The organism is bacterium, assembly GCA_035945995.1.
Classification (GTDB): domain Bacteria; phylum Sysuimicrobiota; class Sysuimicrobiia; order Sysuimicrobiales; family Segetimicrobiaceae; genus DASSJF01.
In genome coordinates this window covers 39,179-53,840 of the sequence record DASYZR010000163.1, presented here as the reverse complement: position 1 = coordinate 53,840, position 14,662 = coordinate 39,179, and the positions used below count along the sequence as shown (strand labels likewise).

General features: G+C 70.0%; 14 protein-coding genes. 3 read left to right on the top strand and 11 right to left on the bottom strand.

What is annotated here, in order from left to right:
• The 10 genes from VGZ23_19340 to VGZ23_19295 form a co-directional block, all read right to left on the bottom strand.
• Positions 1 to 527 (bottom strand): ATP-binding cassette domain-containing protein (locus tag VGZ23_19340; protein ID HEV2359749.1); only part of this gene is annotated, 527 nt, incomplete at its 3' end.
• The gene (locus tag VGZ23_19335) at positions 524 to 1,645 is read right to left on the bottom strand and encodes a branched-chain amino acid ABC transporter permease (GenBank protein ID HEV2359748.1); all 1,122 of its coding nucleotides are present in this window, start codon (positions 1,643 to 1,645) and stop codon (positions 524 to 526) included. The genes VGZ23_19335 and VGZ23_19340, both read right to left, overlap by 4 nt.
• A 34-nt stretch (positions 1,646 to 1,679) precedes the next feature.
• Positions 1,680 to 2,597 carry a branched-chain amino acid ABC transporter permease gene (locus tag VGZ23_19330; protein HEV2359747.1) on the bottom strand — a complete coding sequence of 306 codons (918 nt, stop codon included), beginning with the start codon at positions 2,595 to 2,597 and terminating at the stop codon, positions 1,680 to 1,682.
• Between the two features lie 73 nt (positions 2,598 to 2,670).
• Positions 2,671 to 3,864 (bottom strand): branched-chain amino acid ABC transporter substrate-binding protein, encoded by a 1,194-nt coding sequence (locus VGZ23_19325; protein ID HEV2359746.1) that lies wholly within the window; start codon positions 3,862 to 3,864, stop codon positions 2,671 to 2,673.
• A 130-nt stretch (positions 3,865 to 3,994) separates the two neighbouring features.
• Complete coding sequence (locus tag VGZ23_19320) at positions 3,995 to 4,882, bottom strand: proline dehydrogenase family protein (protein HEV2359745.1); 888 nt, start codon at positions 4,880 to 4,882, stop codon at positions 3,995 to 3,997.
• Positions 4,883 to 4,953: 71 nt separating this feature from the next.
• Positions 4,954 to 6,222: a Glu/Leu/Phe/Val dehydrogenase gene (locus VGZ23_19315; GenBank protein HEV2359744.1), complete on the bottom strand. Its 1,269-nt coding sequence runs from the start codon at positions 6,220 to 6,222 to the stop codon at positions 4,954 to 4,956.
• Between the two features lie 35 nt (positions 6,223 to 6,257).
• Positions 6,258 to 7,187 (bottom strand): permease-like cell division protein FtsX, encoded by a 930-nt coding sequence (gene ftsX, locus VGZ23_19310; protein HEV2359743.1) that lies wholly within the window; start codon positions 7,185 to 7,187, stop codon positions 6,258 to 6,260.
• A gap of 62 nt (positions 7,188 to 7,249) precedes the next feature.
• Positions 7,250 to 7,948, bottom strand: a complete 699-nt coding sequence (ftsE, locus tag VGZ23_19305) for a cell division ATP-binding protein FtsE (protein HEV2359742.1) — start codon at positions 7,946 to 7,948, stop codon at positions 7,250 to 7,252.
• Positions 7,949 to 7,971: 23 nt separating this feature from the next.
• Complete coding sequence (gene surE, locus VGZ23_19300; GenBank protein HEV2359741.1) at positions 7,972 to 8,742, bottom strand: 5'/3'-nucleotidase SurE; 771 nt, start codon at positions 8,740 to 8,742, stop codon at positions 7,972 to 7,974.
• A gap of 28 nt (positions 8,743 to 8,770) precedes the next feature.
• Complete coding sequence (locus tag VGZ23_19295; GenBank protein HEV2359740.1) at positions 8,771 to 9,946, bottom strand: HEAT repeat domain-containing protein; 1,176 nt, start codon at positions 9,944 to 9,946, stop codon at positions 8,771 to 8,773.
• Positions 9,947 to 10,068: 122 nt separating this feature from the next.
• Between VGZ23_19295 and VGZ23_19290 the strand changes: the two genes are divergently transcribed.
• Together VGZ23_19290 and hpt are read left to right on the top strand one after the other, a co-directional pair.
• Entirely contained in the window at positions 10,069 to 10,446 is a 378-nt protein-coding gene (locus VGZ23_19290; GenBank protein HEV2359739.1) for a hypothetical protein, read from the top strand.
• A 5-nt stretch (positions 10,447 to 10,451) separates the two neighbouring features.
• Complete coding sequence (gene hpt, locus VGZ23_19285; GenBank protein ID HEV2359738.1) at positions 10,452 to 11,027, top strand: hypoxanthine phosphoribosyltransferase; 576 nt, start codon at positions 10,452 to 10,454, stop codon at positions 11,025 to 11,027.
• Here the strand turns inward: hpt and dinB are convergent.
• Entirely contained in the window at positions 10,981 to 12,261 is a 1,281-nt protein-coding gene (gene dinB / locus VGZ23_19280) for a DNA polymerase IV (protein ID HEV2359737.1), read from the bottom strand. The genes hpt and dinB overlap by 47 nt on opposite strands.
• Before the next feature lie 126 nt (positions 12,262 to 12,387).
• On the opposite strand from dinB, the gene VGZ23_19275 reads away from it, so the two are divergent.
• Complete coding sequence (locus VGZ23_19275; GenBank protein ID HEV2359736.1) at positions 12,388 to 14,652, top strand: aconitate hydratase; 2,265 nt, start codon at positions 12,388 to 12,390, stop codon at positions 14,650 to 14,652.
• Positions 14,653 to 14,662 lie beyond the last annotated feature (10 nt).

The following is a 14,662-nucleotide window of genomic DNA, read 5'->3' as shown; positions in this document are numbered from 1 at the left end:
AGGAGGAGGCGCGGCCGCAGCGCGAGCGCCCGGGCGATTTCGAGCCGCCGCTGGTCGCCGTAGGCCAGGTTCTTGGCCATCTCGTCCTCGCGCCCCCGCAAACCGACGAACGCCAGCAGCTCGCGCCCGTCCCGGTGCGCGCCCTCCTCCTCACGGACGATCGCTCCCGTCCCGAGCACGATCCGGACCGGATCGGCGGTGAGATGGGTGTGCATGCCGATCAGCACGTTCTCGAGCGCGGTCATGTTGGCGAAAATCCGGATGCTCTGAAACGTCCTCGCGATCCCGAGGTGGGCGATCTCGTGCGCCCGCAGGCCCGTGATCTCGCGTCCGGCGAACGTAATCCTCCCGGCGGTGGCATGGTACAGCCCGGCGATCACGTTGAAGAACGTCGTCTTCCCCGCCCCGTTCGGTCCGATCAGGCTGACGACGCTCTCGGCGGGCACCGTGAAGTCGACGTGGTTGACGGCGACGAGGCCGCCGAACGTCTTCGTGACCCCGCGCGCGTCAAGGAGGAAGTCGCTCACGCGCCGCCCTCCGGCGGAGCGTCCGCGGCGCCGGTGGCGCCGGCGGCGGCGGAGACGTCCTCGGGCGGGATCTCCGCCGCGACCCGCTCCGTGATGATCGCCCGCGTCCGCCGCTCGGGGAACAGCCCCTCGGGCCGGAGCAGCATCAACAGAATCAGCCCCAGCCCGTACAGCAGGAACTTGAGGTCGACGAAATTCAGCCTCGTAAGGAGCGGAATCCCCCACGCGCCGCCGAGGCTGTGCGACCACTGGGTGAGATCGTTGAGGAAGAGGGTCTGGAACTCGTAGAGGATGCCGGCGCCCGCGATCACGCCGAAGACGCTCCCCATCCCCCCCAGCACCACCATTGCCAGAATCGTGAACGAGACGGTGAAATTGAACTGCTCCGGGCTCACGATCCCGAGCTTGGCGACGTAGAGGGCGCCGCCGAACCCCGAGAAGAACGCGCCGAACGAGAACGCGAGGAGCTTCGTCGTCGTCAGGTTGATGCCCATCGAGGCGGCCGCGACTTCGTCTTCCCGCACCGCGAGCCACGCCCGCCCGAGGCGCGAATCCCGGAGACGCAGGACCGCGATCACCGAGAGGATGAGGATCGCGATCAACGTGTAGTAGTACGGGACCGGGTTGAACCCGAAACTATAGCCGAACAGCGTCGGCTTGTCGATGCCCACCACGCCGTTCGTCCCGCCGGTGTACTTGGGAAGGTTCAGAAACACCGTCGGCACGATCTCGCCGAACCCCAACGTCACGATGGCCAGGTAGTCGCCGCGGAGGCGGAGGGTCGGCGCGCCCAGCAGCGCGCCGGAGACGCCGGCGATGATCGCGCCGAGGAACAGCATCGGCCAGAACGGCATGTGAATGTTGTAGAAGGGCGACGCCGAGAGCGCGTACGTGTACGAGCCGATCGCAAAGAACGCGGCGTAGCCGAGATCGAGGAGTCCGGCGAAGCCGACGACGATGTTGAGCCCCAGCGCCAGGAGCGCGAACACGGCCGCGTCGGCGGCGGCGTTGACGTGCCCGGGATTGTGATCGATGAGCGGGTAGAGCAGAAACAGGACCAGGGCGCCGAGCGCGAAGCGGTACCGCCCCAGCCGCTCCAGCACGCCGGGCCGCGCCACGGCATCCGGCCCAGCCGAACGCCCGGCCACGGGCCTACGTGCGCTCCGGCAGCTGCTGGCCGAGCAGGCCGGTCGGCCGGAAGATCAAGACCAGGATCAGGACGGAAAAGATCGTCACCTCGGCCCACTGAAAGCCGATGTACTGGGCGGTCATGACCTCGATGAAGCCGATGAGGAACCCGCCGAGCGCCGCGCCGGTGGTGTTGCCGATGCCGCCGAGTACGGCGGCCGTGAACGCGATGAGCCCGGCCCGGAACCCGTTGATGAACCAGGTGTCGCCGTAGTACAGGCCGGTGATGACCCCCGCCGCCCCCGCGAGCACCGAGCCGATGAAAAACGTCAGCGCGATCGTCTTGTTGATGTCGATCCCCATGATCTCGGCCGCCATCCAGTCCTGCGCCGTCGCCCGCATCGCCCGGCCGAGCTTCGTGCGGTTGACGAACAGCTGCAGCCCGACCATCATGACGAGCGAGGAGCCGATCACGATGAGCTGCATCTGCCCCACGCTCACGGGCCCGAGGTCGAAGAACGGGTTGGCGATGATCTGCGGGAACGGCACCGGCGACGGCCCCTTCCAGATCTGGAGCAGGTTCTCGAGACTGAACGAGACGCCGATCGCGGTCAGGAGCGGGGCCAGCCGTTGGCGGCCCCGCAGCGGACGGTAGGCGAACCGCTCGATCACCACCCCGGTCGCCCCCATCACGAGCATGGTCACGAGAAACACCACGATGAGCGCAAACGTAAGCGCCGCGCCGACCATGCGGTGCGTCGTGCCCATGAAGACGAGGACGGTGAGGGCCACGAACGACCCCGCGGTGTACACGTCGCCGTGGGCGAAGTTGATCAGCTCGATGATCCCGTAGACCATGGTGTAGCCGAGGGCCACCACGGCGTAGATGGCCCCGAGCGACAGGCTGTTGATCAGCTGCTGGCTGAAGAGGACCCAATTCATCGCAGACGGGCCGAGGGGGCGGGCTAGGCGATCCGCCTCCCGCCCCCTCGTTCCCTTTGGGTCGTCTGCCTAACTACTGCGCGATCTCTTGGTCGGCCCAGACCCACTTGCCGTTCTTCACCACGTAGACGCTGATGACCCGGTTGGTGGTGTCGCCGTTCGCGTCGAACCCGAACGTGCCGAGGATGCTCTTGTAGCCCTTGAGGGCGCGCACGTGCGCAAGGACCTTCGCGCGGTCCGGCCCGCCGGCCTTGACCGCGTCGATGATGACCTTCGCCGCGACGTAGGCGCTCGCGCTGTAGGCACCCGGATCATCGTTGAACTTGGCCTTGTAGGCCGCCAGGAAGGCCTTCGCGGAGGCGATCTTCGTCGCGTCGATCGCCGCGACCGTGCCGTAGGAGCCTTCCGCCGTATCGCCGGCGACCTTGAGGAACTCATCCTCGACGATGCCGTCGCCGCCTTCGTAGGCCGCCTTCAGGCCGACGTCCGGCATCTGCTTGCGGACCAAGCCGCCGCCCGTGGTGGTGACGCCGCCGAAGAAGAGAATGTCCGGATTCTCCGACTTGATCTTGGTCAGGATCGCGTGGAAGTCCTGAGTGCCCTTCGGAATACCGTCGTGGCTCAGCACGGTCCCGCCGAGCTTCTTGAACTCCTTCTCGACCTCGTCGGCGATGCCCTTGCCGTACGTCTCCGTATCGTCCAGGATCGCCATCTTCCGGGCCTTCAAGGCCTTGTACGCGTAGTCGGCCGCGACCGGACCTTGGAGATCATCCGTCGAGCAGATGCGGAAGTAGTTGTTCGGCTTGGTCCGAAGCGCCTTCGCATCCGGCCCCTTCGTGAGCGTGGGGTTCGTTTGGGACGGGGTGATCTGTACCACGCCCGCGGCGTTGCTGATCGGAATCGATGCCTTGCCGACGTTGCTGTTGAAGTTGCCGACGATGCCGACGACCGCGGAATCCGCGACCAGCTCCTGGACGTTCTTCGCGCCCTGGGCCGGATCGTGCACGCCGTTCACGGCGTCGTCCTTCAACACTTCCTCGAACGTGTACGGGCCGCCCGCCTTATTGGCCTGCTCGATCGCGAGCAGGACCCCGTTGTTGGTCGGCACGCCGTTCGGCGCCTCGCCCCCCGACATCGGCAGGTCCACGCCGATCTTGACGACCCGGCCGGCGGCCGCGTTGGCCGGATGCACGCCCACGCCGCCCGGACCGGCGAAGGCAAACCCCAACACCGCCAGAACGCTCATCAATGCGATAACTCTTCTCACCTAACCACCTCCCCTAAGCTCTGCGCCAAGTTCTCCCCCCGGGCTCTCGCCTACGCTCCCCCCTGCGCTCCCCATTACGGTAACCGCGTTCGGTGGGTTCGCACCTGCGCGCGGGATTCCTGCGTGCGGGTCAGCCGGCAGCGCGCTCTCGCACGAGGCTGCGCACCACAAACCCGACGTTCGCGGGGCGCTCGGCCAGCCGCCGCATGAAGTACGGATACCATTCCTCGCCGAACGGCACGTACACGCGGACGCGATAGCCCCGCCGGCGCAGCGCGGCCTGGAGGTCCCGCCGGATGCCGTACAACATCTGAAACTCGAACCGGCCGGCCGCGATCCCGGCCGCCTCGGCGGTCCGGCGGGCGTGGTCGATCAGTTGTTCGTCGTGGGTTGCGATGGCCGGATAGGTGCCCTTCAGTAGAAGTGTCTCGGTGAGCCGCGCGAACGCCGCATCGACCTCCGCCTTGCGCGGAAACGCCACGGCGGGCGGCTCATCGTAGGCGCCTTTGACGAGGCGGACGCCTGCGCCGAGCGTGTTCAACAGCGCGAGGTCCGCCGGACTGCGGTAGAGATAGGCCTGGATCACGAGGCCGACGTTGCGGCGGCCCTCGGCCCAGAGCGCCTGGAACAGCCGGAGCGTGGCCTCGGTGTGGGCGCTGCTTTCCATGTCGATCCGGACGAACATCGGGATCCCCGTCTGCACGGGGCCGGCCGCCCGGTCGAGGATCCGCCGCAGCAGCCGGCCGCACGTCTCGGGATCGACGGCGAGTCCCAGTTGCGTCAGCTTCAAGGACAGGTTGTTGTCGACCCCCCCGCCGGGCGGGGACTGGGCGCGCAGCGCATCGACAATCGTCAGATAGGCGTCGCCGCTCGCCTCGGCGCGTGCGCGGCTCGTCGTGTCTTCGCCGAGAAAATCGAGCGTGGCCGAGAGCCCCTCGCGGTTGAGCCGCCGGATGGTGTCCAGCGCCTCGTCGAGCCGCTCGCCGGCGATGAACCGACGGGCGGCCCGGCGCAGCACGGGATGCCGCAGCGCCGCGTCACGCAGGCGCCGCGACCGCGAGAGCCCGAGGAAGAGGTTTCGAAGGACGCCTAAGGGTAGATGCCTCGCGTCAGCAGCGCGTCGTTGAGCCGGCTCACGGCGCGCACGAGGGCCCCGGTCCGCATGTCGACTTCGCGCTCCTGCGCCGACTCCAGCACCTCGCGGAAGCTCCGAACCATGATCCGCTCGAGACGCTCGTTGATCTCCTCTTCCGTCCAGAAGAAGGACTGCAGGTCCTGGACCCACTCGAAGTAGGAGACGACCACGCCGCCGGCGTTCGCCAGGATGTCGGGCACCACAAACACCTTGCGTTGGCGCAGGATCTCGTCGGCCTCGGGCGTCGTCGGGCCGTTGGCGCCTTCGACGATGATGCGGGCCTTGATCTGCCCGGCGTTGTCCTTCGTGATCTGCCCCTCTAGGGCGCTCGGGACGAGAATCTCGCACGGCAACTCCAGGAGGTCGTCGTTGGTGACCGCGTCGGTGCCCCGGTAGCCGGCGACGCTGCCGGTATGCTCCTTGTGCCGCAGGAGATCGTTCGGATCGAGGCCCTTGGGACTGTAGACCCCGCCGCCGCTGTCGCTCGCCGCGACGATCTTGCACCCCTGCTCCGCCAGCAGCGCGGCGGCGATGCTGCCGACGTTGCCGAACCCCTGGACGACCACCCGCGCGCCGGGCAGGGGCACGCCGAGGTGGCGGGCCGTCTCGCGTGCGACGATGGTCACGCCGCGGCCGGTGGCCTCGACCCGCCCCTGGGAGCCGCCGATCGACAGCGGCTTGCCGGTGACGACGGCCGGCACCGAGTAGCCGCGGTGCATGCTGTAGGTGTCCATGATCCACGCCATGACGCGGGGACTGGTCCCGACGTCGGGCGCCGGGATATCGCTCTCCGGCCCGATGAGCATCGAGATCTCGGTCGCATAGCGGCGGGTGAGGTGCTCGAGTTCCTGGAGCGAGAGCTCCTTCGGGTTGCAGATCACGCCGCCCTTCGCCCCGCCGTAGGGCAGGCCGACGACGGCGCACTTCCACGTCATCCACATCGCGAGCGCCCGCACCTCGTTCAGCGTGACGTCGGGATGATACCGGATGCCGCCCTTCGTCGGCCCGGGTACGGTGGTGTGGTGGACGCGGTACCCCGTGAACACGCGGACGGATCCGTCCTCCAGTTTGACGGGAAAGTTCACCGTGAGCTCGCGCTTGGGATGCGCCAGCAGCTCCCGGACGCCGCGCTTCAGCGCGAGCATGTCCGCGGCGATCTCGAACTGCCGCAGCGCCACCTGCCACGCGTCCTCACGAGGTGCCGTCAGCACCGCCTTTGCCATGAGCCGTCGCCTCCTTAGGATTGTCCGCCCGGGGCTCAAACGCGCACGTACCGCCGCACCGCGAGCAGGCTCGCGGTCACGCCGATCACCACGCCCCACGCGAGGAGTTTCCAGACGATGTCGAACGCGACCTGCCCCAGATCCGGCAGGGGCACAAACGGCAGCGCGCGCGCGGCGCTCCGCACGAGCAGACCGTACCCGGCGGCGACGGCCACCGCGGCGCCGCACGCGCCGCAGGCGCCCGTCACGGCGCCCTCGACGACGAAGGGCCAGCGGATGAACCACGCCGTGGCGCCCACGAGCCGCATCACCTCGATCTCCGCGCGCCGCGCGAACACCGTGAGGCGGATCGTTCCCGCGATGACGATGAGGGCGACGCTGGCGAGGATCGCGCCGGCCGCGATGCCGACGAGGCGCACGGCCCGGGTGACGACGAGCAGCCGGTCGAGTACGCGCCCGCCGTCGCGCACCTCGTCGACGGCCGGCAGGTTGCGCGCCCCCACCGCGATCGCGCGCAACCGGTCGGCGCGCGTCGCCGTCACGACGAACGAGGCCGGCAGCGGGTTGCGGACCAGCAGGTCGCGGAACCTCCCGCGCGCGCCGAGCTGCGCTTCGAGCCGCGCGAGCGCTTCCGCCGCCGACACGTATTCGACGCCGGCCACGCCGGGCAGCCGTTCCAGGCGCCGGCGGAGGGACGCCACCTCCTCCGGGCCGGCGCCGGATTTGAGGTAGACGACCACCTGCAGCTGCTGCTCCAGCCCGGCCGCCACGTGATTGAGCGCCCCCGCCACCGCGAGCGCCGCGCCGAGCGCAAGCAGCGTCACGGCGGTGATGACGACGGACGCGGCGCTCATGAGGCCGTTGCGGACAAACCCCTGCGCGCCCTCCGCGAGCGCGTATCGCAGCCCGAGCGGGCGGATCCGCCGCGGCCGGTCGCGTCGGCGGCCCCCCGCGCTATCGTTCATGGGCGTCCGCGAGGTACCGCATACGGAGGTGCCACATGCGGTCGCGCCAGCGGCCCCCCGCGCTATCGCTCATGACGCCCCTGCCCGGCGTAGGCCCCCTCCGCTTCGTCCCGCACGACGGCGCCCCGGTCGATGGCGACCACCCGGCGTCGCAGCCGGTCGACGATGGACTTGTCGTGCGTCGTCACCACGACCGTAGTCCCGTCGCCGTTGATCCGCGACAGCAGCTGCACGATCTCCCACGAGGTGTCGGGATCGAGGTTGCCGGTGGGCTCGTCGGCGAGCAGCAGCGGCGGCCGGTGCACGAGCGCCCGCGCGATGCTGACCCGCTGCTGCTCCCCGGCCGACAGCTCGCCCGGCAGCGCATCGGCGCGCGCCGCGAGGCCCACGCGCTCCAGCAGGTCCATGACCCGCTGCTCGGCGTGCGGCGGCGGCGCCCCGGTGACCTCGAGCGCGAACGCGACGTTCTCCCACGCCGTCCTGCGGGGCAGGAGCCGGAAGTCCTGGAAGACGACGCCGACGCGCCGCCGCAGAAACGGGATGTGCCGCGCCCGCATGCGGGTCACGTCCCGGCCATCGACCAGCACCGTGCCGCGGGTCGGGATTTCCTCGCGGTAGATCATCTTGATCAGCGTCGACTTGCCGACGCCGGTCGGGCCGACGATGAACACAAACTCTCCCGCGGTGATCTCGAGCGAGACGTTGCGGAGTGCCATGATGCCGTTGGGATAGGTCTTGGACACCCCCGCGAACCGCACCATCGGGCGGGCGGGCCCGGCCCGCGTCAGCGGCCCGGCGCCCTGAGCGCCCACGTCCGGAGCACCGGGTCGAGCTCGTCGTCGGTCATATCGAGCCGGAGGGGGGTCACGGAGATTCTGTCGTGCGCGACGGCCCAGGAGTCCGTCCCGGCCGGGCTGTCGTCGTCCTCGGGCGACCCCGTGAGCCAGTAGTAGTCGCGCCCCCGAGGATCCGCGCGCTTCTCCACCCGGCTCACGTACCGCCGTGCGCTCTGCCGCGTGATCTCGACGCCGGCGATGTCGCCGGCCGGCCGGTTCGGTACGTTGACGTTCAAGAACGTATCGCGCGGCAGGCCGTGTTCGGCGACCTGCCGGACGAGGAGGGCGGCGAACTCGGCCGCGGGCTCCCAGTGGATGTCCCGAAACGCCGCCACGGACACGGCGATGGCGGCGATGCCGAAGAGGGCCGCCTCGACGGCGGCCGAGACCGTCCCCGAGTAGAGGAGGTCCATGCCGAGGTTGGCGCCGGCGTTGATGCCGGAGACGACCAGATCGGGGGGCTGGGCCAGGAGATCCAGGAGCCCGAGCACGACGCAGTCGGCCGGCGTCCCGTTCGTCGCCCACGCGGGGGCGGTGAGACCGGGCAGCGCCGCGCGCGTCGCGCGCAAGGGTTTGTGCAGGGTGATCGCGTGGCTCGCGGCGCTCCGCTCCTGCTCGGGCGCCACGATCGCGGTTGCGGCCACACGACTCACCGCCCGGGCCAGCGCGAGCAGTCCGGGCGATGTCACACCGTCGTCGTTCGTCAGGAGAACGCGCAGCGGACCGTCCCCCCCTGACGGGGGGGAATCAATCCTGGTCGCGCCACCAATCCGGAGAGACATCCTTCTTCTTATATGTCTTCACGACCGGCCGACTTCCCGCCTTCTCCCGCGCCACCCGCGTCCGGAGCTCTTCATACTCGTGGAGGTTGGTGAGCACCTTGAGGGTGTCCCACACCGCCTCTTCGACCTGACCGCCGTCCTTCAACAGGAGGTCCATTAGGGGCTCGATGACCCGCTTGTCGCGCAGCTTGCCGAGCAGCCGGACCACCAGCCGCTTGACGTCGGGGTCCTCGTCCGCGAGATAGGCGAGCAGGCGCTCGAACGACGCGTCCCCGAGGAGGCCGAACATCGCCTTGAGCGCGAACCGGCGAACCTTGCCGATCGGGTTGTCCATGGCGCCGGCCAGCGCGGCGAGGACGGCCTCCCGGTCGCCCTGCGACAGCGCCTGCACGACCTCGACCGGCAGGCCCGCCTCGCGGTCGCCCGGCGGCAGGGTGATGACGGCCCGCTCTTCCAGGCGCCCGATCGTCCCGACGACGGTCTCCTGAAGCCGCGGATCGGCGAGGAAGACGCCGATGATCGGCGCCACGACCCGCTTGTCGCCGATCCGCCCGAGGATCGTGAGCGCGGTGAGCTTGACGTAGTAGTTCTCGTCGCCGAGGGACTGGAGCAGCGCGTCGGTGCTGCGCGGCCCCATCTCGGTCAGGATCCGCCAGACCTGGGCGCCGATGCGGCGGCGGAGATAGCGGTCCTTGAACGCCCCCATGAGCGGCCCGACCGCCTCGGGGCCGATCCGGATCAGCGCGTCGGTGGCCGCGGCGACGAGCGACCGCTCCCGCCGGGACAGGACCTTGATCAAGGCGTCGCCGGCGCCGGCGTCGCGCAGTTCCCCGAGGCCCTTGACGGCCTGCACGCAGACCTGCTCCGAGCGATCGCCCAGTGCCTGCCGCATCGCTTCCATCGCGCCCTGCCCGCCGATCCGCCGCAGGGCCATGATGGCGCTCTTGCGCACGTACTCGTCCTGATCGTGCAGGGCTTCGGCCAACGCCGGCACGGCGCGCTCGTCCGCGAGCTTTCCGAGCGCATGCGCGGCGTCGCTGCGCAGCGTCACATCCGGGCTGCGCAACTGCTGCACGTACCGCTCGACCTCGTGCTCCGGCCCCGCCTGCTCCTGGCGACCACCCGATGGGGGCGTCGTCATGACACATGCCTCCTGGGGTTTGGCCAGACGTTCGCCGCCCCCCAAATCCTCTCCTATTGAATAATTTACCATGACGGCTATACTATCATCAGGTTGGCACGCGCGGAGGACTGCGGGGCTCGGTGAAGAGCCGCGAAGGCGCCGGCGGGGAACGTCCCCGCTTTGCCCACGCCAGCGAGGCGGAATTCGCCCGGATCCTCGATTTCTACGGGGTTCGGTGGGAATACGAACCCCGCAGTTTCCCCCTCCGGTGGGACGCCCGGGGCCGCACCGTCGAGAGCTTCAACCCCGATTTTTACCTGCCCGACCTCGACCTGTACATTGAGCTGACGACGTTGAAGCAGAGCCTCGTGACGAAGAAGAACCGCAAGCTGCGCCGGCTGCGGGAGCTCTACCCCGGCGTGAACGTGAAGATCTTCTACGGCCGGGACTACCGGCAGTTACTGCTGAAGTACGGCCTCGCGCCGGCCGCGGCCGCGCGGCCGCTCGTCCCGCGGTAGCCGGGGTGATCCCACCGCCCTCGGCGGACATCGAGGAAGTCGTCTTCAGCGAAGACGTGATCGCCCGGCGCGTCGGCGAACTCGCCCGGGCCATTTCGCAGGACTACGCCGACCGCTCTCCGCTGCTCGTCTCGGTGCTCAAAGGCGCCGTGTACTTTCTTACCGACCTCACGCGGGCGCTCGCCGTGCCCGTGCAGATCGACTTCATGGCCATCACGTCCTACGGCAGCGCCCGGGCGCAGAGCGGGGTCGTTCGCCTGATCAAAGACCTGGACGTGGAGATCACCGGGCGGGACGTTGTCCTCGTCGAAGACATCATCGACACCGGGCTGACCGTGGGGTATCTTCTGCGGCTGCTGCAGGCGCGCGCGCCGGCGAGCCTGCGGATCTGCACCCTGCTCGACCGGCCGCACCGGCGGATTCTCGAGACGCTCGACATCACGTACCGCGGCTTCGAAGTGCCCGACCGGTTCCTGGTCGGCTACGGCCTCGATTATCGCGAGCAGTACCGGCACCTGCCGTTCATCGGCGTGCTCAAGAACGAGATCCTGGCGGGCGCCGCGGCGAACTCCGCCGGGTAGCGCGCCGCGGATCTTCGGGGCCGCGCCGGAGGTCCGCCGCCAGCACCCGGGCGGGGCCCATCGTGCCCGCCCCGAACCGGTCGTTGATCGCATCCACCACGCGGTCGACCGGGGCGGGGTCCCGCCCCACCGCCCGGTCGGCGCCTCCGAACAGGCCGACCTGGATCGCCGCGGGATGCTCGAGACCGGACATCGTGACCCCGACGAGGCGCACGCGCCGCGGGAGCGGCCCGAGCGAGCGCCAGAGGTCCTCGGCCGCGCGCGCGATGCGGCCGCCGTGATCGGTCGCGACGGGCAGTGTGAGGCGGCGGGTCCGCGTGTCGAACGGCTCGAAGCGCACCTTCAGCGTGACGACCCGGCCCACGACGCCGGCCGCCCGGAGCCGGCGCGCGACGTCCTCGGAGAGCGCGCGGCGCGTCCGGGCGAGCAGCCCCGCGTCGCGGGTGTCGCGCTCGAACGTCACCTCGCGACCGATCGACTTGGCCTCGCCGCCGGCGTCGACGGGCCGGTCGTCCTCGCCGCGGCTCAACGCCGCGAGCCGCTCGGCGGCGAACCCGAGAATCGCCCGCAACGTGGCGGCCGGCGTTCGCCGCAGCGCGCCGATCGTCGAAATACCGTGCGCGCGCAGGCGGTCCCGCGTGCCCGGGCCGACGCCCCACAACGCGTCTACGGGCAACGGGTCGAGGACCGCCTGGACGTCGTTCGGCATGACGCGCCGGACGCCGTCGGGCTTCGCGAGCTCGGAGGCCAGCTTGGCCAGAAACTTGTTGGGCGCGACGCCGATCGACGCCGGCAGCCCCAGGCGTTCGCGAATCCGCCGCCGGATCGCGCGGGCGAACGCGAGCCCCGGCTCCCCTGCCTCGTCCCGCGCCTCGCCCGGCGTGGGGCCTGCCCCGCCGACTGCGGGGCAGCCGGTGAGGTCGAGGAACGCCTCGTCGATCGACACCGGTTCGACGTGCGGCGTGAACGTCTCCAGAAGCGCAAACAAACGGTCCGAGTCGGCCCGGTAGCGCTCCATGTCGGGCGGCAGAAAGACCGCGTGCGGACACAGCTCGAACGCCCGGCGCGAGGGCATCGCGGACCGGATGCCGTACCGGCGCGCCTCGTACGACGCCGCGGCGACGACGCCGCGCGCGTGGGGGCCGGCGCCCACGACGACCGGACGGCCGCGATACTCGGGATGGTCGCGGACCTCGATGGCGGCGAAGAACGCGTCCATGTCGACGTGCGCCACGAGGCGTGATATCCTCATTTCAGGCTGGAGTAGCGCAGCGTCGCCTCATTCACCTGCACCTCTCACACCGGCCCGACGCACGCAGCGTGGGGGGATCCCGTGGTCACCATCGAGTCCACCGCGGCCATGGCCGCCGGCGTATACGAACGAATGACGCGGACGCTCGCCGTCGTCCGGCGCCGCCTCGGACGGCCGCTCACCCTGGCGGACAAAGTGCTGCTCGGCCATCTCGACGACGCGAACACGCAGGACCTGGAGCCGGGGCACAGTTATCTGCTGCTTCGCCCCGACCGCGTGGTGCTACAGGACGTGCTGGGACAAACGGCGATGCTGCAGTTCATGCAGACCCGGCGCACCGCCGTCGCCGTGCCCACGACCATCCACTGCGACCACCTGATCCAGGCGCGGACGGAGGGCCAGGCGGACCTGCGCGCCTCTCTCGAAGAGAACGCGGAGGTCTACGATTTCCTCCGCTCGGCGGCGGCGAGGTACGGCGCCGGCTTCTGGGGCCCGGGTGCCGGGATCATCCACCAGGTCGTCCTGGAACACTACGCGTTTCCGGGCGAGCTGATCATCGGCACCGACTCGCACACGCCGAACGGCGGCGGCCTCGGCGCCTGCGCCGTCGGCGTGGGCGGCGCCGACGCGGTCGAAGTGATGGCCGGCCTGCCGTGGGAAGTGCTGTATCCAAAGCACATCGCCGTCTACCTCACCGGCGAGCTGAACGGATGGACGGCGCCGAAGGACGTCATTCTCTTCGTCGCCGGCCAGTTGACGGTGGCGGGGGGCACCAACGCCATCGTCGAGTACATCGGACCCGGGGCGCGGACGATCAGCGCGACCGGCAAGGCCACGATCACCAACATGGGCGCGGAGCTCGGCGCCACCACGTCGATGTTCCCGTACGACGAGCGGATGGCCGCCTACCTCGAGGCCACCGGCCGGGGCGATCTCGTTCCACCGGCGCGCGAGCACCGCGACCTCCTGGCGCCCGACGCCGAGGTGGAGGCCGATCCGGAGCGCCACTACGATCGGGTGATTCGCCTCGACCTCTCGGCGCTGGAGCCGTACGTGGTCGGCCCGCACTCCCCGGACCGCGCCCGGCCGGTCTCGCGGCTGGCCGCCGAGGTGGCCGACGCCAAGAACGCGTTTCGGGACGATATCTCGACCGCGCTCATCGGCAGCTGCACCAATTCCTCCTATGAGGACATGAGCCGCGCCGCCGATGTGGCTGAGCAGGCGCGGGCCCACGGCATCAAAGCGGCCGTGCCCCTGCTCGTCACGCCGGGGTCCGAGCAAATCCGCGCGACGATCGACCGGGACGGCCAGATGGCGTCGCTGACCGAGATCGACGCGACCGTCCTCGCGAACGCCTGCGGCCCGTGCATCGGCCAGTGGCGGCGGGCGAAGGCGGCGGCGGCGCCCAACACGATCGTCACCTCCTACAACCGCAACTTCCCGCGCCGCAACGACGGCCAGCCCACGACGATGAATTTCATCGGCAGTCCCGAGCTCGTGATCGCGTTCGCGCTCGCGGGACGGCTGTCGTTCAATCCGCTCACCGACGCGCTCACCGGCGCCGACGGCCGGCCGTTCCGGCTCCGGCCCCCGGCCCCGGCCCCGGAGGTCCCGGCCAAGCCGTTTGATCCCGGGCGCATCACCTACGTCGCGCCGCCGGCCGACGGCCGCGGCGCGGAGCTCCGGGTCGACCCGCGCAGCGAGCGCCTGCAGCTGCTGCAGCCGTGGCCGGCCTGGGACGGCAAGGACCTGACCGACATGCCGATCCTGCTCAAGGCGAGCGGGAAGACGACCACGGACCACATCTCCCCCGCGGGCGTGTGGCTCCGGTACCGCGGGCATCTCGATAAGTTCAGCGACAACATGTTCATGGGCGCTGCGAACGCGTTCACCGGCGAGACCGGCAAGGTGAAGAACGTCGTGACCGGCGAGACGGGGCAGCCGGTATCGGCCGTGGCCAGGGACTATCAGGCCCGCGGACTGCGCTGGGTGGTCGTCGGAGACCACAACTACGGCGAGGGCAGCAGCCGCGAGCACGCGGCGTTGTCCCCGCGCTTCCTCGGCGGCGCGGCGGTCATCGCCCGCAGTTTCGCCCGGATTCACGAGACGAACCTCAAGAAGCAGGGCCTGCTCGCGCTCACGCTGCCGGATCCCGCGGACTACGAGCGCTTCCGGGAAGACGACCGCGTGAGCCTCGTCGGACTGGCCCAGATGGCCGCCGGCCGGCCCGTGGAGTGCCGCATCGGGCACGCGGACGGCTCGACCGAAACGCTGTGGCTCAACCACTCCTACAGCGATGCGCAGCTCCAGTGGTTCCGCAAGGGGTCCGCGCTGAATCTCTTCCACAGCCAGGAGCCACTTGGTGCGCCTTAGCGAGTGGACC

Coding starts and splice junctions, on each gene's coding strand:
- VGZ23_19315 (HEV2359744.1), bottom strand. CDS start 6,222: ATGGCAAAGGCGGTGCTGACGGCACCTCGTGAGGACGCGTGGCAGGTG.
- VGZ23_19295 (HEV2359740.1), bottom strand. CDS start 9,946: ATGACGACGCCCCCATCGGGTGGTCGCCAGGAGCAGGCGGGGCCGGAG.
- VGZ23_19275 (HEV2359736.1), top strand. CDS start 12,388: ATGGCCGCCGGCGTATACGAACGAATGACGCGGACGCTCGCCGTCGTC.
- ftsX (HEV2359743.1), bottom strand. CDS start 7,187: ATGAACGATAGCGCGGGGGGCCGCCGACGCGACCGGCCGCGGCGGATC.
- ftsE (HEV2359742.1), bottom strand. CDS start 7,948: ATGGTGCGGTTCGCGGGGGTGTCCAAGACCTATCCCAACGGCATCATG.
- VGZ23_19330 (HEV2359747.1), bottom strand. CDS start 2,597: ATGAATTGGGTCCTCTTCAGCCAGCAGCTGATCAACAGCCTGTCGCTC.